This window comes from Oceaniglobus indicus (assembly GCF_002751875.1).
In the GTDB taxonomy this organism is placed as follows: domain Bacteria; phylum Pseudomonadota; class Alphaproteobacteria; order Rhodobacterales; family Rhodobacteraceae; genus Oceaniglobus; species Oceaniglobus indicus.
Genome location: NZ_NMZM01000006.1, coordinates 83,933 through 106,681, shown reverse-complemented (window position 1 = coordinate 106,681; position 22,749 = coordinate 83,933). Strand labels below are relative to the sequence as shown.

Genomic DNA, 22,749 nt, shown 5'->3' with positions numbered 1-22,749 from the left:
TGGTCTGTGATCAATGGTTGTCGCGGGGCAGGCCCTTGTGGGCGATGTCCTGATACTTGTCGGCACCGTCCAGGATCATGCCTTCGCTGAACGGGCGCACCTTTTCGCGGAACAGCTCCTGCCAGGGCGTCTGGCTAGGGGGCGAGAACGGCCGTTCGGGCAAGGCGGCGCGGCGCTTCTCCAGTTCGGCGTCATCCACCAGCATGTTGGCGGTGCACTTGCGCAAGTCGATGCGCACGCGGTCGCCGGTCGCCACAAGGCCCAGACCGCCACCATCCGCCGCCTCGGGCGAGGCGTTGAGGATCGACGGGCTGCCCGATGTGCCGGACTGGCGTCCATCCCCCAGGCAGGGCAGGGCGTTGATGCCGCGTTTCAGCAGATACGCGGGCGGGCGCATGTTGACCACTTCGGCGCCACCGGGATAGCCGATCGGCCCGGCGCCACGCATGATCAGGATGGAGTTCTCATCGATGCCCATGCTTTCGTCGTCGATGCGGGCGTGGAAATCCTCGGGTCCGTCGAACACGAACGCGGTGCCCTCGAAGGCCTCGGGATCGTCGGGGTTCGACAGGTAACGGTCGCGGAATTCCTTGGAAATCACCGAGGTCTTCATAATCGCGCTGTCGAACAGGTTGCCCTTGAGGTTGATGAACCCGGCGTCCTTCAGCATCGGCGTGTCGATGGAATAGATGACGTCGGCGTTTTCGGTCAGCTTGCCTTCGCAGTTCTCGCGCATGGTCTTGCCATTGGCGGTCATCGCGTCCGGATGCGGCAAAAGCCCCGCCTTCAGCAATTCGCCGATGACGGCCGGCACACCCCCGGCGCGGTGGTAATCCTCGCCCAGGTATTCGCCGGCGGGCTGCAGGTTGACCAGCAGCGGGATCTTGTGACCCAGCCCCTGCCAGTCGTCGTTGTTCAGCGCCACGTCCAGATGCCGCGCAACGCCGTTCAGGTGGATCGGCGCGTTGGTCGATCCGCCAATGGCCGAGTTCACCACGATGGCGTTCTCGAACGCCTCGCGGGTCATGATGTCCGACGGTTTCAGGTCCTCGTGGACCATCTCGACGATGCGTCGCCCGGTCTCATAGCTGATCTGCCCGCGCTCGCGGTAGGGCGCGGGAATCGCCGCCGATCCGGGCAGCTGCATGCCAAGCGCCTCGGCCAGCGAGTTCATCGTCGTCGCCGTGCCCATGGTGTTGCAATAGCCGACCGACGGGGCCGAGCTGGCCACCAGTTCCATGAAGCCGTCGTCGTCGATCTCGCCCTTGGCGTGCATCTCGCGGGCGGTCCACATGATCGTGCCCGATCCGGTGCGCTTGCCCCGATGCCAGCCGTTCAGCATTGGGCCGACCGACAGGGCGATGGCGGGGATGTTCACCGTCGCCGCCGCCATCAGCAGGGCCGGCGTCGTCTTGTCGCAGCCGATGTTCAGAACGACACCGTCCAGCGGGTAGCCGAACAGCGTTTCCACCAGCGACAGATAGGCCAGGTTGCGGTCCAGCATCGCGGTGGGCCGCTTGCCGGTTTCCTGGATCGGATGCACCGGAATCTCGATCACGGTGCCACCGGCGGCGATCACGCCGTCGCGCACCCGCTTGCTCAGCTCGATGTGGTGGCGGTTGCACGGCGACAGGTCGCTGCCGGTCTGGGCGATGCCGATGATCGGCTTGCCCGACTGCAATTCGCCCCGTGTCAGGCCATAGTTAACATACCGTTCCAGATACAGGGCGGTCATTTCCGGGTTTTCCGGGTTGTTGAACCACTTCTGTGAACGAAGCTCGGTTTTCTTGGTCATGGGATGTCCTTGGAACATGCGGGCCGCCCGTGTGCGAACCCGCTTTTTCTTGCCAGAAATACTCGCCCCGCAGGGCCGCTTTCATCCGTGTCCGGCCGGGGCGATCAGCCGGACCAGCCGCCGTCGATGATGTGGGGCTGGCCGGTGGTGAAGCCGCTCTCGTCGCTGGCCAGATAGACGGTCAGCGCGGCAATCTCTTCCGCCTTGGCGATCCGGCCCATGGGCTGGCGTGCGACAAAGGCCTTCATCGCGGCCTCGTAATCGCCCGTGGCCTTCAGCCGTTCGTGCAGCGACGGCGATTCGACGGTGCCGGGGCAGATGCAGTTACAGCGGATCCCCTTGGTGATGTACTCGATCGCCACCGATTTCGTCAAACCGATCACGGCCGCCTTGGTGGTGCCATAGACGAAACGGTTCGGCGCGCCGATGATCGACGAACAGGCCGACGACATGTTGATGATCGATCCGGTGCCGCGCTCCAGCATGCCGGGGAGGGCGTTGCGGATGGTGCGCCATTGCGACCGCACGTTCAGGTCGAACGCGAAATCCCAATCCTTGTCGGTGCAGTCCAGGACCGTGTTGGCATGGACGAACCCGGCGCAGTTGAACAGCACATCGGGCTGTGCGCGCTCGACGCCGGCCTTGACCGATTCGTCGCTGCAGGCATCCAGCACGAAGGTTTCGATGTTGTCATGGCCCATGGCGGCCAGTTCGGACAGCGCGTCCTCGTTGACGTCGGTGGCGAAGACATGGGCGCCCTCGGCCGCCATGGCCAGCGCCGAGGCGCGGCCGATGCCCTGTCCTGCGGCCGTGATCAGCGCGCGCTTGCCGGAAAGTCTCTGGTTGGTCATGTGATCGTCCTTCGTTTCGGTTGGTGTCTCAGGGAAGGTTGGGTGTCTCAGGCGAGCTTTCGCATCGGTGCCGTCGCGTCAAGGGGCAGCAGGTTGCGGGCCAGGTGTTCGTGGATACGGCGCCGGCACAACGCTTCGTCGCGAGCCAGGGCCGCTTCGACGATGCCAAGGTGTTCGGCGACGTTGTTGGGATAATAGCCGAAGTTCGTCTCGCGGGTGACAAGCTGTTGGCGAAACTGATCATAGATCGCGGCATAGGTCTGGCGCATCAGGTCGGACCCGCACGCCGATATCAGCGTCTCGTGAAACTCCCATTCGGCGGCGCACCAGGTGTCCAGCACCGGCTCGACCGCGCCCAGGGCCGCGATTCGGGCCTCGATGTGCGACAGCTTGTGATGGGCGGCGGTCAGTTGCGCTTCCCATTCAAGGCCGCCGTCCCGCATCGAGATCGCGACGCCTTCCTGTTCCAGCAGCACCCGCATCTGCGTCAATTCGTGCTGATGACGCAGCGATGATTCGCGGGCGCGAAAGCCGCGCTGATCTTGGAAGGTGACCAATCCGGCCGACGACAGCCGCAGCAGGACTTCGCGCACGGTGTTGATCGAACAGCCATAGGCGCCACGCAATTCGTCCGGCTTCAGCTTCTGGCCCGGCACGAAGCCACCGGTGATCAGCCGACGGCGCAAATCCTCATGTATATCGGGCGTTCCGATCTTGTCGGTCATCACCGCGGCCCCCTCCCAAGGTTCACGGCGATAAAATCGATATCGGGTCGAAATTTCAAGATTTATATTTTTAAATTACGTTCTTGCCCGGGCTGATCGACGTTGATACGATTTTGCGACGCGGCTAATGCGGGACGAACACGCGGCTGTCGTGACATTCATCCAGTCTGGGAGGACTCCATGACATTTATTAAGACAGCTGCGGCGACGCTCGCAGCAACGACCCTGGTGGCAACCGGTGCGTTTGCAGAAACCACGACGTTGCGGATCCAGTCGCACTACAACCCCGAGCAGACGTCGGGCAAGCTGGCACAGGAATTCGTCGACAAGATCGAGCTGATGAGCAACGGCGAGATCGAGATCGAGATGTTCTTCTCGTCCTCGGTCGTGAAAACCGTCGAAACCTTCGATGCGGCCGCAACCGGCATCCTCGATTGCGACTTCACCGGCGGCGCCTATCAGACCGGCAAGAACAGCGCGTTCCAGTTCGTCGGTGACATCATGGGCGGCTACGCGACCCCGTATCAGCAGCTGTCGTGGCTGTATTACGGCGGTGGCATGGAAGCCGCGCAGGAACTTTACAACGAATACAACATGCAGCTGGTCGGCTGGTGGATCTATGGTCAGGAAAGCCTGGCCTCGAAGAAGCCGATCACCAAGGTCGCCGACCTGGAGAACTGGAAGTTCCGCTCGCCCCCGGGCATGGAAACCAAGATCTTCGAAAAGCTGGGCGCCAAGCCGATCGTGATGGACTTCACCGAGGTTTTCACCGCGCTGGAAACCGGCATCATCGATGCGACGGACTATTCCGGCCTGGCCAACAACAAGTCCATCGGCCTCTATGACCTGGTGAAATACGCCAACTATCCCGGCTTCCATTCGATGCCGTCCGACCACCTGGCCTGCAACAAGGACAAGTGGGATTCGATGCCCGAGCATCACCGCGCGATCATCTCGACCGCGATGGAATCGCTGGCGCTGCGCACCGCGCTGACCTTCGAGAAGCTGAACGCCGAAGCCGCGGCCGAGCTGCGCGAAGAAGGCGTCACGGTGAGCGCATGGGCCGAGGAAGACATGGCCGAATTCCGTGCCGCAGCCCAGGCCACCTGGCCCGAGTTCGCCGATACGCCGGAAGCCAAGGCCCTGGTCGAATCGCACCTCGAGTATCTGGACCAGCTGGGCCTCGTCGCCAAGTAATCCCGATCGACGCTTTGGCGGGGCCGATCATGGCCCCGCCTTTTGCCAATTTCCACTAACCGGAGGCCATGATGGTCGAACATGAACGTACGGGACCGGTAGACTTCTTCACGTGGCGGTTCAGTCGGATGGCGATGATCCTGCCCGCCGTGATCGTTACAATCATGTTCTACGAAGTCTTCATGCGGTACGTCGTCGAAGAACCCACCCTGTGGGTGAACGAGGCGTCGTTGTGGATGGGGGGCATGGTTTACCTGCTGTCCGGGCTTTACGCGATGCAGCAACGCAGCCACATCCGCATCGTCATTCTCTATGATGTCGTGCCGCGCTGGGTGCGCCGGGTCTTCGACATCATCTCGGTCTTCTGCATCATCATCTTCTGCTTTGCGGTGATCTGGGGCGGTTACGGCGAAGCGATCACCAAGCTGATGCGTTGGGAGCGGTTCGGCACCGCGTGGGATCCACCCATTCCCGCCACCATGAAGCCGCTGATCCTTCTGACACTGTTCCTGGTGACGATTCAGGCCGTATCCAACCTGATCTATGATTGGAACCGGGATCCGGTGGTCCACGATCCGTCCGACGAGGTCGACTTCGATATCGAGGAACTGCGCCGCGCGCAGGCCGAGATCGACGCCCGTCTGGCCGCAAAGAACAACGCGCCCAAGGTCTGAAGGGCGCGCCATCCTCCAAAAATAAGAAGCGCCGGCACGCGCCCGGTGGTGCAAGGGACGACATAATGGATATTGGAACGATTTCTCTGGTGCTGCTGGTCGGGATGCTTGTCCTCTTGGCCATCGGGATGCCGCTGGGGTTTGCAAGCGGGTTCCTTGCCGTGGTGGTCATGGTGATGAAGTTCGGGCCCGACCTGCTGTTCGGCAACTTCGGCACCGGACCGCTGAACATCCTTGCCCAGAGGATGTATGGCCTGACCACCGATTACGTGCTGATTTCCGTTCCGTTGTTCATCCTCATGGCGACCCTGCTGGAACGTTCGGGCATCGCGCGCGACATGTATTCGTCGCTTTCGATCTGGCTGAACCGGACTCGTGGCGGCATCGCCCTGGTGACCTCGGTCATGGCGGTCATCATGGCGGCGATGTCGGGCATCATCGGCGGCGAAGTCGTGTTGCTGGGCCTGATCGCGCTGCCGCAGATGCTGCGCCTCGGCTACAACCAGAACCTGGCCGTCGGCACGATCTGTGCGTCCGGCTCGCTTGGCACGATGATCCCGCCGTCGATCGTTCTGATCTTCTATGGCCTGATCACCGAAACCTCGATCCAGGCGCTGTTCAAGGGCGCCTTCGTCCCGGGCTTTATCCTGGCGTCGTTCTACATGCTCTACATCATCGTGCGCACGAAGATCGACCCGTCGCTGGCTCCCTTGCCCGAGCCGTCGGATGACGACATGACCGGCCCGCAAAAGCGGCTTTACGGTTCCGCCCTGATTGCGATGCTGGCCATCCTGTTCATGGGTGTCACCCTGATCCGGACGCTGTTCCTGATCGGCTTTGACCGCGTCGATGACCAGACCTCGATCCTGAGCAACGCGCAGATGATGACGCGCGGTGCGATCATCGCCGCCCTGCTGGCCTATCTGTTCCTTGTGGTGAAGCCTGCGCGGGTCAAGGCAGCCTGGGACGTGGGCAAGGGCATGATCGCGCCGTTGCTTGTGGTCGGCGTCGTTCTCGGCTCGATCTATGGCGGCATCACCGGCATCACCGAAGCGGCCGGCATGGGCACCATTGCGGTGATGGTCCTGATCGTGCTGCGCGGCGAATTCTCGCTCAGGCTGGTGAAAGAGGCGCTGATGCGCACCTGGCGTTCGACCGGCACGATCATCTGGGTGACGTTCGGTGCCACCGCACTGGCCGGGGCCTATACGATCGCGGGCGGACCGACCTATGTCGCCAACCTGATCTCGGGCTATGAACTGCCGACGCTGGGCGTTCTGCTGGTGATGATGGTGATCTTCCTGTTCCTCGGCGCGTTCATGGACTGGGTCGGCATCGTGCTGCTGGTCATGCCGGTGTTCCTGCCCATCGTTCTGAAGCTGCCGATCGAGGAAATCGGCGTGTTCGGCCCGCTGGCTGCCGATCCGCGGTTCCTGTCCGTGTGGTTCGGGATCCTGTTCTGCGTCAACATGCAGGTGTCGTTCCTGTCGCCGCCCTTCGGTCCGGCCGCGTTCTACCTCAAATCGGTGGCGCCGGCGCACATCACGCTGCCCGACATCTTCCGCGGCTTCCTGCCGTTCATCGGCATCCAGCTGGTCGTCCTGATGCTGATCCTGTTCTTCCCGGAACTGACGATGTTCTTCCGCGACTCGTGACGCGGCCGCGTCCGGGTGATCTTGTGACCCGGATGATATTGGATGACAGTGCGACAAGGGGTGCCGTTCGTTCGGCACCCCTGCGATATACACCGCCGGATGCGTGCGGTGCCCGGCAACACCCGAGGCAGCCCTCCGGCCACCATAACGAGGATCGACCATGACCGATTTCATTCGTCTCGACGCCGACGACAACGTCGTCACCGCAACCCGCAGTCTTGCCGCCGGACATGCGGTCGAAGGGATCGAAACCACGGGGCTGATCCCGTCCGGTCACAAGATCGCGGTGCGCGACATCGCCAAGGGCGAACAGATCCGCAAATACGCCCAGTTCATCGGTCTCGCATCCGAAGACATTCCCGCCGGCGCCCATGTCCACACCCACAACGTCGAGTTTCGCAATACAGACGTGGAATACGAATACTCGACAGATCTGCGCCCGGTCAAACCGGCCAGCGGCGATACGTTCATGGGATACCGCCGTGAAAACGGCAAGGTCGGCACCCGCAACTATATCGCCATCGTCACCTCGGTGAACTGCTCGGCTACGGCGGCACGCCGGATCGCCGATCACTTCGGCCCCGAAGAACTGGCCGCCTATCCCAACGTCGATGGCGTGGTCGCCTTCGTCCACGGCACCGGCTGCGGCATGGCCGGTGACGGTGATGGGTTCGAGGCGTTGCAGCGTGTCATGTGGGGCTATGCGCGCCACCCGAACCACGCCGGCGTGATCATGGTCGGTCTCGGGTGCGAGATGAACCAGATCGACTGGCTGCTCGAGGCATGGGGCCTGAAGCAGGGCCCGACCTTCCAGGCCATGAACATCCAGGGCGTGGCGGGCCTGCGCCGCACCATCGAGATGGGGATCAAGAAGGTCGAGGCGATGCTGCCCATCGCGAACGAGGCGCGGCGCACCGAATGCCCGGTTTCCGAACTCAAGGTCGCGCTGCAATGCGGCGGCTCGGACGCATGGTCGGGGATCACGGCGAACCCCGCGCTGGGCTATGCCTGCGATCTGCTGGCGGCCCAGGGCGGCACCGGTGTTCTGGCCGAAACGCCCGAGATCTATGGCGCCGAGCACCTGTTGACCCGTCGCGCGACGGACCGCGCCACCGGCGAAAAGCTGGTCGCGCTGATCGACTGGTGGAAGGATTACACGACCCGCAACAAGGGCTCGATGGACAACAACCCGTCCCCGGGCAACAAGAAGGGCGGGCTGACCACCATTCTGGAAAAATCGCTGGGCGCCGCGGCCAAGGGCGGCACGTCACCCCTGATGGGCGTCTACAAATACGCCGAAGAGGTGACGGCCAAGGGCTTTACCTTCATGGATTCGCCCGGCTACGACCCGGCCTCGGTGACCGGCCAGATCGCCGGCGGGTGCAACGTCGTGGTGTTCACCACCGGTCGCGGATCGGCCTTCGGCAGCAAACCCGCGCCGACGATCAAGGTCGCGACCAACGGCGAGATGTATGCCCGCATGACCGAAGACATGGACATCAACGCCGGCGAGATGCTGACCGATGGTGTGTCGTTGGAACAGAAGGGCCGCGAGATCTATGAAAAGATCCTGCGCGTCGCGTCGGGCGAGCAAAGCAAATCCGAAGCGCAGGGACTTGGCGACTTCGAATTCGTGCCATGGCAGATCGGCGCGGTGATGTAACACGGTCGACCAAGGGGGGGAGACATGACAAAGCTTGAAACGCTGAGCGCGGAGCAGGCCGCGTTCTATAACGAAAACGGGTATCTGGTTCTTGAGAACCGGATACCCATAGACATCATCCAGGGACTGCGCGACGAGATCGCCAAGTACATCGAAAGCGCGCGCGGCCTGACCCGCAGCAACGCCGAGATCGACCTGGAAGACACCCATACCCCCGAAGCGCCGCGCGTGCGGCGCATCAAGCTGCCCCATACCCACAACGCACTGATGCGGGATCTGATGTTCTCGGACCACGTTCTGGCGCCGGTGCGCGACCTGATCGGGCCCGATCTGCGGCTGCACACCACAAAGCTGAACATGAAGTCGGCCGGGTATGGCGCGGCGGTCGAATGGCACCAGGATTTCGCCTTCTACCCCCACACCAACGACGACGTTCTGGCCGTGGCCGTCATAATCGACGACATGGAAGACGAAAACGGCCCGTTGCAGGTGTTTCCCGGCTCGCACCGTGCGCCGATCCACGACCATCACGTCGACGGCGTGTTCGCGGGCGCGATGGACCTGGCCGCCTGCGGCTATGACATGAAGGATGCCGTGCCGCTGAAGGGGCCGGCGGGGTCGATCAGCATTCACCATGGCCGGATCGTGCACGGATCATCCCTGAACCGCAGCGACCGCGACCGCCGGTTGCTGTTCTACGAAATGATGGCTGCCGATGCCTTTCCGATCACCGGCGGGCTGACCAAATGGAACGGTCTGGCCGATTACGACGACCGGATCCTGTGCGGGCAGGGCACGCTGACGCCACGGGTGGACAGCATCGGATGCCGCATTCCGGCACCCGTGCCCAGCGATGATTTCACGCTCTACGAAGTGCAGAAGCGGCTGAAAACCCGGGCGTTCGAGGTCGCCAAGTGACACGAACGGCGGTGATCGGGCGGGGCCTGTTCGGCGCGGCCGCCGCGCGGCACCTGGCGCGCGCCGGCGTCGACGTCACCCTGATCGGCCCGTCCGAACCCGCCGACACCGCATCGCATCGCGGTGTCTTCGGCTCGCACTACGACGAGGGGCGCATCACGCGCAAGAACGCGGCCCATCCGTTCTGGGTCGAGGCGTCGATGGCCTCCATCGCCCGCTATGCCGAAATCGAAGCCGAAAGCGGCATCCGGTTTTATACCGAAACCGGCGCGATGATCGCCGGGTCCGCCGCTTTCATGGCGCGGGTCGATGTGGGCCGCCGCCGGTTCGATGTGCCATGCGACAGGTTGGATGATGCGGCCCTGGCGTCGCGTTTTCCGTTCTTTCGCTTTCCGGAACATTTCAGCGGCTTTCACGAACGAACCCGCGCCGGCCACATCAGCCCGCGCCGCCTGGTGGCGGCACAGACGAAGGCGGCGCAAGGCCACGGCGCAAGGATCATCGACGCCACCGTGCAGGGCCTGGACGAAAGCGGCACCGCCGCCACGGTGACAACCGACAGCGCCGTCCAGAGTTTCGACCGCGTTCTGGTTGCCGCGGGCGGGTGGAGCGACAGCGTGCTGGCCCGTGCGCCGCGGCTGGAGGTCTATGCGCGCACGGTCGCATTGTTCGAAATCAGCGATGGCGAGGCCGCGCGACTGGCCACCATGCCGTCGCTGGTCTATGAAGCCCCGGAAGATCCCTATCTTTTGCCGCCGGTCCGCTATCCGGACGGACGGATCTGCGTCAAGCTCGGGGGTGATCCCGAGGACGTGAAGCTGGACGGGCCGGGCGCCGTCGGAGACTGGTTCCGCAGCGGCGGCAACGCGCAGGTGCGCGACCGCCTGCACGAGATGGTACGCGACCTGATGCCCGATCTGGTGATCGAGTCGGTTTCGATGGCGGCCTGCGTGACGTCGTGGACCCACGACCGCCTGCCCGAGATCGCCAACCTGAGCGATCGCATCGCGGTCTGCACCGGCGGCAACGGGTCGGGCGCGAAATGCAGTGATGAACTGGGGCGGCGCGGTGCCGCCCTGATACTGGAAAAAACAGGAGAGTTGACATGAGCAAGATCGGATTTATCGGCCTGGGCCTGATGGGAACCGCCATGGTGCTGCGCCTGCAGGACAAGGGCCACGATCTGACGGTTCTGGGCAACCGCAACCGCACGGGCGTCGAGCAGGCGCTCGAGAAGGGCGCGAAAGAGGCGAAGACCGCCCGCGAGCTGGCCGAAGCCAGCGATATCGTCATGCTGTGCATGGGCACGTCCGAACAGGTCGAAGGCCGGATGCAGGGCGACGATGGCGTGATCGCGGGGCTGAAGCCCGGCACCATCGTCATCGACTTCGGCACGTCCCTGCCGTCGTCCACCCGGATGCTGGGCGAAGCGGTGGCAAAGGCCGGCGGCACCTACATGGACGCGCCCTTGGGCCGCACACCGTCGCATGGCCGCGAGGGCAAGCTGAACATCATGGGCGCGGGCGACAAGGCGGCCTATGACAAGGTCAAGCCGGTGCTGGACGATCTGGGCGAAAACGTCTTCCACCTCGGCGACCTGGGGTCGGGTCACACGATCAAGCTGATCAACAACTTCTTTGCAATGACCACGGCCAATGCCATGTCCGAGGCGTTCGCCATGGCCGACAAGATGGGCGTGCCGCGCGACAACCTCTATAACGTCATGTCCGCCGGTCCGCTGAAATCCGGCATGATGGATTTCGTCAAGGCTTATGCCATCGACGGCGATCCGCAGCAGCTGGCCTTTGCGGTCGCCAACGGCAGCAAGGACGTGGGATATTACGCCCAGATGGCCGAAAACGCGGGCGTCGAAAGCATCATGTCGCAGTCCGCGCGCAAGGGTTTGCAGGCGGCGGTGGATGCCGGTTGGGGTGATCGGCTGATCCCCGAAATGGTCGATTTCTACGCCGACAAGTTCAAGGGCTAAGCCCGATGTCAGGCGTTATGGCCCGCGCGACCGAGGATCGCGCGGGCCTTGGCATCGCGATGATGCTGATGGCTTACATGTTCATGGCCACCGTGGACACATCGGTGAAATGGCTGGTCATTGCCGGTCTTCACGCGTTTCAGCTGGCGTTCATCCGCTATGCCGGGGCGTTGATCATCTCGATGATCGATATCGGGCGCGGCGGGTTCACGCGCGACCGCTTTGCCACCGACCATGTCTGGCTGGTGGTGGTGCGCGCGTCGCTGCTGACGGCGTCGACCGTGTTCAACTTCGTGGCGCTGAAATACCTGCCGCTGACGCTGACCTCGGCGATCATGTTCTCGTCACCGATCATCGTTTGCGCCCTTTCCGTGCCCTTGCTGGGCGAAAAGGTGGGCATCTGGCGCTGGGGCGCGATCCTTCTGGGGTTCATCGGCGTTCTGGTGGTGATCCGGCCGTTCGGCGTGACGTTCCACTGGGCCACGATTCTGCCGATCGGCAGCGCGATTTCCATCGCCCTCTATTCCATCCTGACGCGGCAGTTGTCGGGCAAGGTGGCGACGCAGACGTTGCAATTCTATGCGGCGGTGGTCGGCACCATCGGCCTTGCGCCGCTGGCCCTGCTGACGTGGGAAAACCCGGCCAGCGCGGGCGAGTGGATCATCATGCTGATGGTCGGGCTCTGGGCCTGGGCGGGACACGAGCTTTTGACCCGGGCGCATGGCTATGCCACGCCCAACACGTTGATGCCATTCACCTATTCGTTCCTGATCTACCTGACGATCAGCGGCTTCGTGGTGTTCGGAACGGTTCCCGACGTCTTCACCCTGATCGGTGCGGGGATCATCATGATGTCGGGCCTGATCATCTGGGTGCGTGAACGCGGGCGGGGCATCGCCGCGCCGCCCCGCGTCTAGAGGGTTGCCGCCAGACGCACGCCCTGATCGATGGCGCGCTTGGCGTCCAGTTCGGCCGCCACGTCAGCCCCGCCAATGACGTGGTGGGCGATCCCGCGTTCGCGCAACTGATCGGCAAGGCCGCGTTCCGACACCTGTCCCGCGCACAGGACGATCGTGTCCACCTCGATGCAGGTGGGATCGCGGCGGTCTTCACCGAAGGTGACATGCAGCCCCCGCGCATCGATCCGTTCGTAATTCACGCCACCGATCATCGTCACGCCCTTCATGGCAAGGGTTGCCCGGTGGATCCAGCCCGTCGTCTTGCCCAGCCTCTTGCCCAGCTTCTCGGCCTTGCGCTGCACCAGCGTGACCTGTCGGGCGGGCTTTTCGGGTTGCGGGCCTTCGGGGGCGATGCCGCCACGCTGGGCCGCGGGATCGGCCACGCCCCATTCGGCCAGCCATTCGTCCAGGTTCAGCGTCGGGCTTTCGCCGGCCTGGGTCAGGAACTCGGCCACATCGAACCCGATGCCCCCGGCGCCGATCAGCGCGACCCGGTCACCGACCGCGGCACCGTGGCGCAGAACATCGATATAGTTGACGACGTTCGGCCCGTCCTGGCCGGGAATGGCCGGATCGCGCGGCAGAACGCCGGTGGCGATGATGATATCGTCGAACCCGGTCAGGTCGTCAGGCGTCGCATCGCAGTTCAGCCGCAGGGTCACGCCGCGCGCGGCGACCATGGTTTCATACCATTCGACCAGCCCGTGAAACTCCTCCTTGCCGGGGATCACGCGGGCCATGTTCAACTGTCCACCGATGCGGCCGGCGCGGTCGAACAGGGTCACGGCATGGCCCCGCTCGGCCGCTGTCAGCGCGGCGGCCAGACCCGCCGGACCGGCGCCGACAACCGCAACCCGGTGCGGAGTTTCGGCGGCGATGATCGGCAGTTCCGTCTCGTGGCAGGCCCGCGGATTCACCAGGCAGGACGACAGTTTGCCGGCGAACGTGTGATCCAGGCAGGCCTGGTTGCAGGCGATGCAGGGGGCGATCTGTGCCGCGCGTCCCGCCTGCGCCTTGGCCACGAAATCGGCGTCGGCAAGGAACGGGCGCGCCATCGACACCATGTCGGCGCAGCCGTCGGCCAGGACGGCTTCGGCCACCTCGGGTGTATTGATCCGGTTCGACGTGACGACGGGTATTCCGACTTCGCCCATCAGCTTTTTCGTGACCCATGAAAACGCGCGCCGGGGAACGGATGTGGCGATGGTCGGGATCCGCGCTTCGTGCCAGCCGATGCCGGTGTTCAGGATCGACGCGCCCGCCGTCTCGATGGCGCGGGCCAGGGTCACAACCTCGGCCCAGGTTGATCCGTCGGGGATCAGGTCGATCATCGACAGCCGATAGATCACGATGAAATCCGCGCCCACGGCGGCGCGCACGCGGCGAACCACCTCGATCGGCAGGCGCATCCGGTTGTCATAGCTGCCGCCCCATCCATCGGTGCGCTTGTTCGTGTGGGTGACCAGGAACTGGTTCAGGAAATATCCTTCACTGCCCATCACCTCGATCCCGTCATAGCCGGCCTCGCGGGCGCGGGCGGCGGCGGTGGCGATGTCGGCGATCTGTTTTTCGATCCCGGCCTCGTCCAGCTCTTTCGGGCGAAACGGCGAGATCGGCGATTTGATCGCCGATGGGGCGACGCATTCGGGCGAATAGGCATAACGCCCGGCGTGCAGGATCTGCATGGCGATGCGCCCGCCGTCGCCATGCACCCGGTCGGTCACGATGCGGTGGTTCGCGATATCATCGGGTGTGAACAGGCCGGCCGCGCCGGGAAACACGCCGCCCTCGCGGTTCGGTGCCATGCCGCCGGTGACCATCAGCCCGACACCGCCCCGCGCCCGCGCCGCATAGAATTCGGCCACGCGGTTCCAGTCTTTCGTTTCCTCAAGACCGGTGTGCATCGACCCCATGAGAACACGGTTCGGCAGGGTCACATGGCCCAGGTCCAGCGGTGCCAGAAGGTGGGGATAGGTCTGCATGGCGTCCTCCGATATGTGGCGCCAGTGTTGCCAACGGCCGCCGGCAAGTCACCCCCAACGCCGCGTCACGCCGCGTTCTCAGGCGGTTTCGACGCAGTGCCGGCGAAAGGCGCGCTTCAGCATGTCCAGCTCGGCGCGCAACAGGTCGATTTCGGCGCGGATATCGCCGTCCAGCGCATCGCCCATGGCAATGACGAACGTGCCAAGCCGCGCGCCGTCGCCATCGGCGATCAGGATCGTCTGGACCCCGTCCGACAGGGCGCGCGGGGGCAGGGGAAACGACACCAGCCAATGTCCGGGCGTGTCGCCCCGGTCCAGCGTGACGTCGGGCACCGGTTGTTCCTGGTGGGTGACGTGGATCGCCGGTGCGGCGTCGTCTTCGGGCGGCGCGCCGTGAAGGATACCGTGCCAGACACCTTCGTTGACGCGGGTCGGGATCAGTTCAAGCTGGGTCATCTGCGGCCTCTCTGCTCAGAGTTCGGTGCGCGGACGCCGTGTCAGCGTCACGTCGCGCAGGATGATCTGGTTCATCTCGGGATCCTCGAAGATCAGGTCGATCCACAGTTTCTCGACCCGCTTTTCGTTCAGGTCGGTATAGGCCAGGTCGAATTCGACGCTGAGGATATCGTCACCCATGGGCATTTCGCGCACCACCTGTTCGGTGTTCGGGCCGTGCTTGATGTTCAGGCGGGCGAAGATCTCGATCGGTTTCTCGATCTCGACGATCATGTCCAGCTGCAGGATGTGCCGCTTGCCCAAACCGGCGGCAGCGCCCTGGGGCAGGTCCAGCACGACGGACAGGAACGAGCCGTCGAAGCGGAACACGTCCATCCGCAACCCGAAGGGGGCAAGATCGGCCTCGCGCCCGTTGCGCACCTGGCGATAGGTCAGTTCCGAGATCCGGCAGTCGTGGAAGATCGTCGCCTCGGCGCCGATTCCCGTGCGGCTTTCCACGGCAACGGCCCCGGGCAGGGCCAGTCTCTCACGCCAGAGTTCCGGGCGATGCGCCCAATCGGTACCCAGGGGGCGCTGGATGGCGTTGCTGCCGATGTGGGGCAGGGCCAGCCGATGGTCGGCCGCCCGGATCACCCGGTCCAGCCGGTCGCGCAACCGCAGCGCGCGGCCGCGCAGCGTGTTCAGGGTACCCAGGTCCAGCCGGACCGACCGCCGCGCCAGCCGGGTCCAGCGCCGCAGAACGCTTTTGTCGAATGCGCGCTCGAGCCTGCGTCTGAACCTGCTCGCCATCGGCCGTCGCCTCAGAGATCCATATAGACGTGGGTTTCTTCGTCGCCGCCCGGATGGGTGACGGCGCCGCGATAGGTCGGGCCGACGAGTTGTGCGTATTTCCACAGCGCCCCGGCGGCATAGTTCGTCGGTTTCGCACCGGTCCAGTCGGCGCGCCGCGCGTCGAGCGTCGCGTCGTCCAGATCGACCGACAACTCGCCGGTTGTGGCGTCGATGGTGATCATGTCGCCGTCACGCAACAGCGCGATCGGGCCGCCGTGCGCCGCTTCGGGGCCGACGTGACCCACGCAGAACCCGCGCGTCGCGCCTGAGAACCGACCGTCGGTGATCAGCGCGACGGACTTGCCCATGCCTTGGCCGGACAGGGCGGCGGTGGTGGACAGCATCTCGCGCATGCCCGGGCCGCCTGCAGGGCCTTCGTTGCGGATCACCAGAACCTCGCCTTCCTTGTATTCGCGGGCCTTCACGGCGGCAAAGGCGTCTTCCTCGCATTCAAAGACGCGGGCGGGGCCGGTGAACACCTGTTCCGCCGCGCTCATCCCTGCGACCTTGACGATGGCGCCTTCGGGGGCAAGGTTGCCTTTCAGGCCGATGACGCCGCCGGTCTTGGTGATCGGCGTCGCGATCGGGTGGATGACGCGGCCATCCGCCTCAAGCGATATGCGGTCGATCTCCTCGCCGATGGAATAGCCGGTGACGGTCATGCAATCCTCGTGGATCAGACCGGCCTTGCGCAATTCCTTCATCACGACGGGCAGGCCGCCGGCCTCGTACAGGTCCTTGGCCACGAATTGTCCGCCCGGCTTCAGGTCGACGAAATACGGCGTATCCCTGAAGATTTCGCAAACATCATCAAGGAAGAAGTCGATCCCGGCCTCATGCGCCATGGCGGGCAAATGCAGGCCCGCGTTGGTCGACCCGCCGGTGCAGGCCACGACGCGGGCGGCATTTTCCAGCGATTTGCGGGTCACAATGTCGCGCGCGCGGATGTTCTTCGCGATCAGGTTCATCACTGCCTCGCCGCTGGCCACGGCGTATTGATCGCGCGATTCATAGGGCGCGGGCGCCCCGGCGGAATTGGGCAGCGCGAGGCCGATCGCCTCGGAGACGCAGGCCATGGTGTTGGCGGTGAACTGGCCGCCGCAGGCCCCGGCCGACGGGCAGGCCACCCGTTCGAGGATTTCCAGCGCCGCGTCCGACAGGTTGCCGTTCTGATGCTTGCCGACCGCTTCGAACATGTCCTGCACGGTCAGGTCGCGCGCGGCATAATCGGCCGGCACATCGGCACCCGCGGGCACCCGACCGGGCAGGATCGACCCGCCATAGAGGAACACCGACGGCGTGTTGAGCCGGATCATCGCCATCATCATGCCCGGCAGGGATTTGTCGCATCCGGCAAGACCCACCAGCGCGTCATAGCAATGGCCGCGCATGGTCAGCTCGACGGTGTCTGCTATCGCCTCGCGCGAGGCGAGCGAGGATCGCATCCCTTCGTGGCCCATGGCGATGCCGTCGGTGACGGTGATCGTGGTGAATTCGCGCGGCGTGCCATGGGCGGTTTTCACCCCCAGTTTCACCGCCTGCGCCTGGCGGTTCAGGGCGATGTTGCAGGGGGCCGCCTCGTTCCAGCAGGTGGCGACGCCGACGAAGGGCTGGTCGATCTCGGCTTCGGTCAGGCCCATGGCGTAATAATACGACCGGTGCGGCGCGCGCGCGGGGCCTTCGGTCACATGGCGGCTGGGCAGTTTCGATTTATCGGTTTTGCCGTTCGTCATCGTGCGGTTCCCCCTCGCTGCTGTGTCTTTCGGCATAGGCGAGGGGGGGCGTTTTCACAAGGCTGATTGCTCTGGCTCCACCGCCGCCCTAGGGTCCGCGCCAATCCGTTTCACCCGAGTTCAGGCGCCTTGATGCAGCAAACACCTTTCGAATTGTTTATCGCGCCCCCCCGGAGACGACCGCAGATCTGGCGGCTGGTGCTGGGTGTCGTGATCGTGATCGTCTGTGCAATGGCGTGGGTCGCGGGCCTTCTGGCGGCCATCTGGCTGGACGGTGAAGGCGGGGCGGTGATGGCGTTTGCCCAAGATCTGGGCGCCCCGGAGACGCCGGTGGCGACGCTGGTCCTGTTGGCGACCTTCATTGCCATGGCCCTTGGGCCGGTGGTGGCGGTGCGCCTGTTGCATGACCGTCGGCCCGGCACGCTGTTCGGACCACGCGCGCGGGTGCGGCGCGACTTCGTCACCTCGGCGGCGGTGGTATTCGCGATCTACGGCGCAGGCATCGCGTTCTGGCTGTTGGGTGAGCGGCCGGAGGCAGGGTTGGCGCCCGGCCTGTGGTTGCTTCTGTTGCCTCTGGGACTTGCGGGAATCGCCGTGCAGACCATGGCCGAGGAACTGATCTTCCGCGGCTATCTGATGCAACAACTGGCGGCGCGCTTTCGCAGCCCGGCGGTGTGGTTCATCCTGCCCGCCCTGGCCTTCGGTGCGATGCATTACGATCCATCGACGGCGGGCGAAAACTGGTGGTTGATCGTCGGCTCGACCACCCTGTTCGGGCTGATCGCGGCGGATCTGACGGTGCGCACCGGATCGCTGGGGGCGGCGTGGGGGTTTCACTTTGCCAACAATGTCGTTGCGTTGCTGATCATCGCCACCAAGGGCACGATCACCGGGCTGGCGGTGTTCCTGACGCCCTATGCGGTGGATGATCCCGATCTGCCCCGCTGGCTGCTGTTCGCCGACATGGGGCTGCTGGTCGTCGCATGGCTGGTCGTGCGGCGTCTGACGGCGCCGCGCTAGATTGCAATCCGGCGCGTCGGGGCTTATGTCGTCGCCACGCGCTGCCACCGATCGGCAAGGGCACGAAGTTTCGCAAAAGGGCCGCCATGAACTGGATCTCCAACTACGTCCGCCCGAAGATCAATTCGCTGTTTTCGCGCCGTGAGGTGCCCGAAAACCTGTGGACCAAATGTCCCGAATGCGGAACGATGCTGTTCCATCGCGAGCTTTCGGACAACCTGAACGTCTGTTCCAACTGCAACCACCACATGCAGATTTCACCGCGTGACCGGTTCGCGGCGCTGTTCGACACCGGCGTCTTCGTCGAGGTGCCGGTGCCCGCGCCGCTGGTCGATCCGTTGCAGTTCCGCGATCAGAAGAAATACCCCGACCGCCTGCGCGCCGCCCAGAAAACCACGGGCGAGGCCGAGGCCATGCTGGTGGCCGAGGGCGAGATCGGGCGCACGCCGGTGGTCGTTGCGGCGCAGGACTTCAGCTTCATGGCCGGATCCATGGGCATGTATGTGGGCAACGCGATCATCGCCGCCGCCGAACGCGCGATTCAGCGGAAGTGCCCGCTGATCCTGTTTTCCGCCGCCGGTGGTGCGCGGATGCAGGAGGGTATCCTGTCGTTGCTCCAGATGCCGCGCACGACCGTTGCGGTCGAGATGCTGCGCGAGGCCGGACTGCCCTATATCGTCGTGCTGACCCATCCGACGACCGGCGGTGTGACCGCCAGCTATGCGATGCTGGGCGATGTGCATATCGCCGAGCCGAACGCGCTGATCTGCTTTGCCGGGCCGCGGGTGATCGAACAGACCATCCGCGAGAAGCTGCCCGAGGGGTTCCAGCGCGCCGAATACCTGCTGGATCACGGGATGCTGGACCGGGTGATTGCCCGTGGCGACATGCGCGACGAGCTGATCACGATCACGCGGATGCTCATGGGCCTGTCGCCGGTCGTGGCGGGCAAACTGCCGCCCCCCGGCGACACCGCCCATACCAAGGACAGCCCGGCCGAACTGGCCGAAAAGATCCTGGACGCGGCGGATGAAAAGCCCTGACGGGGTGCGCGCCGGATCGGATGTCATTCTGTCCCGGCTCATGGCGCTGCACCCCAAGATCATCGATCTGACACTGGATCGGATGTGGCGGTTGCTGGCGGCGCTGGGCCATCCCGAACGCGCCCTGCCGCCGGTGATCCATATCGCGGGCACCAATGGCAAGGGATCGACACAGGCCATGCTGCGGGCGGGGCTGGAAGCGTCCGGCCCCCGCGTTCATGCCTATACCTCGCCGCACCTCGCGCGGTTCCACGAACGGATCCGCCTGGCCGGCGATCTGGTGAGCGAACCCGCGCTGGCCGCCCTTCTGGACGAATGCGAGGCGGCGAACGGCGACGTGCCGATCACCTTCTTCGAGATCACGACCTGCGCCGCCCTTCTGGCCTTTGCCCGCACGCCGGCGGATTATACGCTGCTCGAGGTCGGGCTTGGCGGGCGGTTGGACGCGACCAACGTGATCGACACCCCGCTGCTGTGCGCGATTACCCCGGTGTCCATCGACCACCAGCAATACCTTGGCGACACCCTGCCCGAGATCGCCGGCGAAAAGGCCGGTATCCTGAAACGCGGCGTGCCCTGTATCGTCGGCCGCCAGGACGAAGCCGCGCTTGACGTGATCGAGGCGCGGGCGGCCCGGCTGGGCGCACCGCTTCTGGTGCATGGACAGCACTGGCACGTGACGCGCGAAGGCGGGCGGCTGATCTATCAGGACGAAACAGGCCTGCTGGATCTGCCCGCGCCGCGCCTGCCCGGTGCACACCAGTTCGACAACGCCGGAATGGCCATCGCGGCCCTGCGCCACCTGGGATTTGGCGAAGCGGAATGCGCCGCCGCCGTCACCGACGCCGAATGGCCCGCGCGGATGCAGCGCCTGAGCCACGGACCGCTGGCCGATCTGGCCGGCCGCGCGCAACTGTGGCTGGACGGGGGCCACAATCCCGCGGCGGGACAGGCGATCGCCGCGCTGCTGGCCGAACGGGCGGGGCCGCAAACGCACCTGGTTTGCGGGATGTTGAACACCAAGGATGTTGCCGGTTTCCTGACGCCGCTGGCCGAGGTGGCCGAAAGCCTGATCGCGGTCGACATCCCCGGCGAGGCGAACACGCTGCCTGCGGAAAAGACGCGGGATGCGGCGGCCGGCGTGGGCCTGGCGGCCAGCACCGCGCCCGACGTTGCAACGGCCATCGCGCGGATCGTGGCCGACGCCCCCGACGCGCGGATCCTGATCTGCGGCTCGCTCTATCTGGCCGGCCGGGTGCTGCGCGACAACGGCTAGGCGGCCCGAACGGCAACACCCCGTCGCCGGAGACAGCATTTTACCCAAGGCGTGCTTTTATTGGCGGGAACCTGCCCATATAGTCGCGCAAAATCGCGCAGCGCGCAGCAGCACAGGCAAAGGCGGGACCGTGGCCCATATCATTGTTGTCGGAAACGAAAAGGGTGGATCGGGCAAATCGACCACATCGATGCACGTCGCCACCGCGCTGGTGCGGATGGGGCACCGCGTTGGCGGTCTGGACCTGGACCTGCGGCAGAAGAGCTTTGCGCGCTATGTCGAGAATCGCCGCACTTTCCTTGAGCGCAAGGGTCTGGACCTGCCCAGCCCGGATTATCACGATCTGCCCGAGATCGATCAGAACGCGCTGGAACCCGGCGAAAACGTCTATGACCGGCGGTTGTCGGCGGCCGTGTCGGCGCTGGAGGACACCAGCGATTTCATCCTGATCGATTGCCCCGGATCGCACACCCGGCTGAGCCAGGTGGCCCATTCGCTGGCCGATACGCTGATTTCACCGCTGAACGACAGCTTCGTCGATTTCGACCTTCTGGCGCGGGTGGATTCCGAGACGAACAAGATCCTGGGCCCGTCGGTCTATTCGGAAATGGTGTGGAATGCGCGCCAGTTGCGCGCGCAGGCCGGTCTGAAACCCATCGACTGGATCGTGGTGCGCAACCGGCTTGGCGCGCAGCAGATGCACAACAAGAAGAAGATGGGCGAAGCCCTGAGCCATCTTGCCAAGCGGATCGGCTTCCGCGTCGCGCCCGGATTTTCCGAACGGGTCATCTTCCGCGAATTGTTTCCGCGTGGCCTGACCCTGCTGGACCTCAAGGATATCGGTGTCGGCAACCTGAACCTGTCGAATATCGCGGCGCGTCAGGAATTGCGCGACCTGATCAAGGAGTTGCGCCTGCCGGGGGTCACACCCGACTTCTGATCGCCGGTCTGGGTCGGCTCGGGGCGGTTGAGACGTTTGCGCGTGCCTTGCACGGTGACGCGGACGCGCTCGGCCAATGTTTCGCGCCCGGTCTTGGCGTCGGCCCCCGCATCGTCGGTCAGTTCGGGTTGTGGTGTCAGCGGCGCCAGACGCCGCCGCCCCTTTGCGCCCGTGGGCTTGCGCGGAAGGCCGGGGGTGACATCGCGCCCGCCCTCAGCCATGTCGCCGGCGCGGTCGCGTGCCATGCGATGACGCACCACGAAGCGCACCAGCGCCCCCAGAAGCAGCAACGCGGCCAGCCCGAGAAAGCCCAGCCGCCACATGGAGGGGCGCATGGCGCCCAGCACGTCGGCGCGGTGCGCGCCGAAGGGTGCAATGGAAAGCGCCGGGCCGGTCAGGGGCCGATTCATCGACGCCAGCAGGTCCGACACCTCGGATCGCAATGCCGCCGGACCATCGGTCAGCCCGTTCAGGGTGACGATCGGCCCGACCGATCCGATCCGGCTGAACTTGGGGATGAAGGTGCTGGGGTCGAACACTTCGATATTGCGCCGGGGCGCGTCGAAATAGGCATATCCCAAGACGGGAGGCGCTGCGCCGGTTGCCGGGTCTGCCACATCCGTCGCCACGAGGGGGAACACCACCGCGCGCCGTTGTTCGACACCGTCACCATAGAGCGCGAGAATCGGCAGCGACACATCGATCTGCGCCACGGCGTTGACCTCGCCGATGCGGGTGATGTCGTTGGCAGGCTGGAAATCCTGGATCTGGATCACCGGCGGCGGGCCGCCGCGTATGGCCATCTTGCGTTCCGCGGCCTTCTGCGCGTCGAAATAACCGACCACGACGGACAATGCGACAGCCGCCCACGATAAGATCAGGTAACTCCTGGCCTTGCGATAATCGAAGAGGGCACTGATACGCTGCATGATCTTGATACTCCGAACTTACACCTCGTGATTGTAGCGACCACGACGGCAGGACTAAGGCGAAGTTCGGGCCGTTTGCGCGTAAGTCCGGGTGACCCCGCGTGACCCACCGCGT

General features: G+C 64.7%; 20 protein-coding genes. 12 read left to right on the top strand and 8 right to left on the bottom strand.

Annotated features, from left to right (window positions below):
- Positions 1–10: 10 nt before the first annotated feature.
- From CFP68_RS10985 to CFP68_RS10975, 3 genes are all read right to left on the bottom strand, one after another.
- Positions 11–1,795, bottom strand: coding sequence for an IlvD/Edd family dehydratase (locus CFP68_RS10985; RefSeq protein ID WP_099826974.1), 1,785 nt, complete (start codon positions 1,793–1,795; stop codon positions 11–13).
- Between the two features lie 104 nt (positions 1,796–1,899).
- Positions 1,900–2,646 carry an SDR family oxidoreductase gene (locus tag CFP68_RS10980; RefSeq protein WP_099826973.1) on the bottom strand — a complete coding sequence of 249 codons (747 nt, stop codon included), beginning with the start codon at positions 2,644–2,646 and terminating at the stop codon, positions 1,900–1,902.
- 47 nt (positions 2,647–2,693) lie between these two features.
- The gene (locus tag CFP68_RS10975; protein WP_099826972.1) at positions 2,694–3,371 is read right to left on the bottom strand and encodes a GntR family transcriptional regulator; all 678 of its coding nucleotides are present in this window, start codon (positions 3,369–3,371) and stop codon (positions 2,694–2,696) included.
- 180 nt (positions 3,372–3,551) lie between these two features.
- On the opposite strand from CFP68_RS10975, the gene CFP68_RS10970 reads away from it, so the two are divergent.
- From CFP68_RS10970 to CFP68_RS10935, 8 genes are all read left to right on the top strand, one after another.
- Positions 3,552–4,568 (top strand): TRAP transporter substrate-binding protein, encoded by a 1,017-nt coding sequence (locus CFP68_RS10970; protein ID WP_099826971.1) that lies wholly within the window; start codon positions 3,552–3,554, stop codon positions 4,566–4,568.
- 128 nt (positions 4,569–4,696) lie between these two features.
- Entirely contained in the window at positions 4,697–5,242 is a 546-nt protein-coding gene (locus tag CFP68_RS10965) for a TRAP transporter small permease subunit (protein ID WP_241524047.1), read from the top strand.
- Between the two features lie 65 nt (positions 5,243–5,307).
- The gene (locus CFP68_RS10960; protein ID WP_099826969.1) at positions 5,308–6,897 is read left to right on the top strand and encodes a TRAP transporter large permease; all 1,590 of its coding nucleotides are present in this window, start codon (positions 5,308–5,310) and stop codon (positions 6,895–6,897) included.
- Between the two features lie 160 nt (positions 6,898–7,057).
- Positions 7,058–8,560 (top strand): UxaA family hydrolase, encoded by a 1,503-nt coding sequence (locus tag CFP68_RS10955; protein WP_099826968.1) that lies wholly within the window; start codon positions 7,058–7,060, stop codon positions 8,558–8,560.
- Positions 8,561–8,584: 24 nt separating this feature from the next.
- Positions 8,585–9,478: a phytanoyl-CoA dioxygenase family protein gene (locus CFP68_RS10950; protein ID WP_099826967.1), complete on the top strand. Its 894-nt coding sequence runs from the start codon at positions 8,585–8,587 to the stop codon at positions 9,476–9,478.
- Positions 9,475–10,587: an NAD(P)/FAD-dependent oxidoreductase gene (locus tag CFP68_RS10945; protein ID WP_099826966.1), complete on the top strand. Its 1,113-nt coding sequence runs from the start codon at positions 9,475–9,477 to the stop codon at positions 10,585–10,587. Before CFP68_RS10950 ends, CFP68_RS10945 begins: the two co-directional genes overlap by 4 nt.
- The gene (locus CFP68_RS10940) at positions 10,584–11,465 is read left to right on the top strand and encodes an NAD(P)-dependent oxidoreductase (RefSeq protein ID WP_099826965.1); all 882 of its coding nucleotides are present in this window, start codon (positions 10,584–10,586) and stop codon (positions 11,463–11,465) included. The genes CFP68_RS10945 and CFP68_RS10940 overlap by 4 nt, the downstream gene beginning before the upstream one ends.
- A 5-nt stretch (positions 11,466–11,470) precedes the next feature.
- Positions 11,471–12,382: a DMT family transporter gene (locus CFP68_RS10935; protein ID WP_099826964.1), complete on the top strand. Its 912-nt coding sequence runs from the start codon at positions 11,471–11,473 to the stop codon at positions 12,380–12,382.
- Here the strand turns inward: CFP68_RS10935 and CFP68_RS10930 are convergent.
- From CFP68_RS10930 to ilvD, 4 genes are all read right to left on the bottom strand, one after another.
- The gene (locus CFP68_RS10930; protein ID WP_099826963.1) at positions 12,379–14,406 is read right to left on the bottom strand and encodes an NADPH-dependent 2,4-dienoyl-CoA reductase; all 2,028 of its coding nucleotides are present in this window, start codon (positions 14,404–14,406) and stop codon (positions 12,379–12,381) included. The genes CFP68_RS10935 and CFP68_RS10930 overlap by 4 nt on opposite strands.
- Positions 14,407–14,484: 78 nt before the next feature.
- Positions 14,485–14,862 (bottom strand): hypothetical protein, encoded by a 378-nt coding sequence (locus tag CFP68_RS10925; RefSeq protein ID WP_099826962.1) that lies wholly within the window; start codon positions 14,860–14,862, stop codon positions 14,485–14,487.
- A 15-nt stretch (positions 14,863–14,877) separates the two neighbouring features.
- Positions 14,878–15,651 carry a DUF6478 family protein gene (locus tag CFP68_RS10920; RefSeq protein ID WP_099826961.1) on the bottom strand — a complete coding sequence of 258 codons (774 nt, stop codon included), beginning with the start codon at positions 15,649–15,651 and terminating at the stop codon, positions 14,878–14,880.
- 11 nt (positions 15,652–15,662) lie between these two features.
- Positions 15,663–17,426, bottom strand: a complete 1,764-nt coding sequence (ilvD, locus tag CFP68_RS10915) for a dihydroxy-acid dehydratase (protein WP_099826960.1) — start codon at positions 17,424–17,426, stop codon at positions 15,663–15,665.
- A 132-nt stretch (positions 17,427–17,558) separates the two neighbouring features.
- Between ilvD and CFP68_RS10910 the strand changes: the two genes are divergently transcribed.
- The 4 genes from CFP68_RS10910 to CFP68_RS10895 all read left to right on the top strand — a co-directional run bounded on the left by CFP68_RS10910 (position 17,559) and on the right by CFP68_RS10895 (position 21,705).
- On the top strand, positions 17,559–18,446 hold the full coding sequence (locus tag CFP68_RS10910) for a CPBP family intramembrane glutamic endopeptidase (RefSeq protein WP_099826959.1): 888 nt from the start codon (positions 17,559–17,561) through the stop codon (positions 18,444–18,446).
- A gap of 86 nt (positions 18,447–18,532) precedes the next feature.
- Entirely contained in the window at positions 18,533–19,489 is a 957-nt protein-coding gene (gene accD, locus CFP68_RS10905) for an acetyl-CoA carboxylase, carboxyltransferase subunit beta (RefSeq protein ID WP_099826958.1), read from the top strand.
- On the top strand, positions 19,476–20,765 hold the full coding sequence (locus CFP68_RS10900) for a bifunctional folylpolyglutamate synthase/dihydrofolate synthase (RefSeq protein WP_099826957.1): 1,290 nt from the start codon (positions 19,476–19,478) through the stop codon (positions 20,763–20,765). Before accD ends, CFP68_RS10900 begins: the two co-directional genes overlap by 14 nt.
- A 130-nt stretch (positions 20,766–20,895) precedes the next feature.
- On the top strand, positions 20,896–21,705 hold the full coding sequence (locus CFP68_RS10895) for a division plane positioning ATPase MipZ (RefSeq protein ID WP_099826956.1): 810 nt from the start codon (positions 20,896–20,898) through the stop codon (positions 21,703–21,705).
- Here the strand turns inward: CFP68_RS10895 and CFP68_RS10890 are convergent.
- Positions 21,645–22,634 (bottom strand): hypothetical protein, encoded by a 990-nt coding sequence (locus tag CFP68_RS10890; RefSeq protein WP_099826955.1) that lies wholly within the window; start codon positions 22,632–22,634, stop codon positions 21,645–21,647. The genes CFP68_RS10895 and CFP68_RS10890 overlap by 61 nt on opposite strands.
- Positions 22,635–22,749: the final 115 nt, after the last annotated feature.